Source organism: Streptomyces thermovulgaris (assembly GCF_002155915.1).
In the GTDB taxonomy this organism is placed as follows: domain Bacteria; phylum Actinomycetota; class Actinomycetes; order Streptomycetales; family Streptomycetaceae; genus Streptomyces; species Streptomyces thermovulgaris.
Genome location: NZ_MUME01000528.1, coordinates 1 through 2,153, shown reverse-complemented (window position 1 = coordinate 2,153; position 2,153 = coordinate 1). Strand labels below are relative to the sequence as shown.

The window sequence follows — 2,153 nt, the reverse complement described above, 5'->3', positions numbered from 1 at the left end:
GCGCACGGTCCGGCGCACGGTCCGGCGCACGGTCCGGCGCGCGAGCCGGGTGATCGAGCCCGCCCGAAAGCCTGGTAAGGTTTCCTTCGTCGCCGCGGGAGCGCCCCGCACGGCGCACGCCTCGTCCGGGTGGCGGAATGGCAGACGCGCTAGCTTGAGGTGCTAGTGCCCGTATAGGGCGTGGGGGTTCAAGTCCCCCCTCGGACACCGCACGGAAACGGTGCCGGCCGACTTCTTAGGCCGGCACCGTTTCTTCTTGTCCGCTCCCGTCTCCCCCGCTTCTCTCCCTCTGCTCGTCCTCCGTTCTCCGCTTCTTCCCCCGTCGGCCCTCCTTCCGGGCTCTTCCGGGTCCCTTCCGGTCCCGCGGGGTCACACGTGCGCCGCCGCCATGTGGTCCGTGAACCAGTCGCGGGCCAGTTCCGTCACCCTCTCCAGGGCGCCGGGCTCCTCGAAGAGATGGGTGGCGCCGGGGACCGTGACCAGCCGGTTCTCGCAGTGCAGACGGGACTGCGCCTGCCGGTTGAGGCCGAGGACCATGAGATCGGCCCCGCCGACGATCAGCAGCGTGGGAGCGGTCACCGCCGGAAGCCTCGGTCCCGCGAGATCCGGCCGGCCCCCGCGGGAGACCACGGCGGCGACCCGGGCGTCGGGTTCCGCGGCGGCCCAGAGGGCGGCCGCCGCGCCGGTGCTGGCGCCGAAGTAACCGACGGCCAGGCCCTCCGCGGCGGGCTGGGCGCGCAGCCAGGAGGTGGCGTCGGCGAGGCGGCCGGCCAGCAGCGCGATGTCGAACACATGGGCGCGGTCCCGTGCCTCGTCCTCGGTGAGCAGGTCGAACAGGAGGGTGCCCAGACCGCCCTGGTGCAGGCCCTCGGCGACGAAGCGGTTGCGCGGGCTGTGGCGTCCGCTGCCGCTGCCGTGGGCGAAGACCACGACGCCGGTGGCACCGGGAGGCACGGCCAGGTGCCCGCCGAGACGCACGGCCCCGGCCACCACCTCCACCTCACGGTCGACCCCCTCACGGCCGTTCCCCTCACGGCCGGCCCCCTCACGGCCGGCCGGGAAGCGGCCCGCCGCCCGGCGGAGGACGGCGACCACGTCCTCGTCGTCGAGCTGGGCGAAGTCGGCGTAGAACTGGCCGACCGCGAAGAAGTCCACCGGGGTGGCCAGGCAGACCAGCTCGTCGGCCTCCCCGGCGAGCCGTTCCGTCCAGTCCGGTGGCGCCACGGGGACCGCGAGGACGACCCTCGCCGCTCCCCGCGCACGCACCGTGCGGCAGGCCGCCCGCGCGGTGGAGCCGGTGGCCACGCCGTCGTCGACGATCACGACCGTCCGGCCGGCGACGGCGACCGGGGGCCGCTCGCCGCGGTAGCGGACGGCCCGCCGCTCGAGCTCGTGGCGCTCGCGCTCCTCGATGCGGGCCAGCACCTCGGGCTGGACCCGGGCCGCCCGCAGCACCTCCTGGCCGAGGACGCGTACGCCGTCCTCGCCGATGGCTCCCATGCCGAGCTCCGGCCGGGAGGGCACCCCCAGTTTCCGTACCAGGCACACGTCCAGGGGTGCCTCGAGGGCCTCCGCGACGGCCTCGGCGACCGGCAGCCCTCCCCGGGGCAGGCCGAGCACCACGACGTCCTGGCCCTTGAGATGTTCCAGGCGGGCGGCCAGCTGCCGGCCCGCCTCGGTACGGTTCGCAAAGAGCACCGTCGGCTCCTTCATCACTCCCTGGGCTCCCACAGGGGGGCGGGTGACGTCGTCTCGGACGCCCCCACCGCCTCGATGTCGTCGTTGGCGGCGCGCAGCAGCTCACGGCCCAGCGCGATCAGCGCACGGCCGGCCGCGAGTTCCTCGCCGATCTCGGGCACGTCCGGGTCGGACGGGCTGCGGTGGGCCTCCGCGCAGGCCTCCAGGACGTTGTCGCCGGTGTCCAGGACGACCCGGGCGGTGGTGTCCGGGTCGTGCTCGGACAGGTACAGGTTCAGCCGCCACTCCTTGGCGGTCGGGGGCCGGTTGCCGATGGGTCGGGTCATCGTCGGTCCCTCCTCGGCCGGGCTGGACGTGCGGCGCGGGACAGCGCCCTCTTCCCACTGTGCCCCCGCCGGGCGTGGGCCGCAGCGGCGGCGGGGTCCCGCCCGGCGGGGCCGGGGCGCGGGGGCAGA

General features: G+C 75.3%; 2 protein-coding genes and 1 tRNA gene. 1 reads left to right on the top strand and 2 read right to left on the bottom strand.

Annotation, left to right across the window (positions count from 1 at the left end; translation table 11 throughout):
• The first annotated feature begins 123 nt into the window (after positions 1–123).
• Positions 124–207 (top strand) — tRNA-Leu (locus CCN35_RS27075).
• 162 nt (positions 208–369) lie between these two features.
• Here the strand turns inward: CCN35_RS27075 and CCN35_RS27070 are convergent.
• A complete protein-coding gene (locus tag CCN35_RS27070) occupies positions 370–1,698 on the bottom strand; it encodes a phosphoribosyltransferase family protein (protein WP_067395047.1) in 1,329 nt (442 codons plus the stop codon).
• A 14-nt stretch (positions 1,699–1,712) separates the two neighbouring features.
• Complete coding sequence (locus CCN35_RS27065; RefSeq protein ID WP_067394803.1) at positions 1,713–2,024, bottom strand: dsRBD fold-containing protein; 312 nt, start codon at positions 2,022–2,024, stop codon at positions 1,713–1,715.
• Between the last annotated feature and the right edge of the window lie 129 nt (positions 2,025–2,153).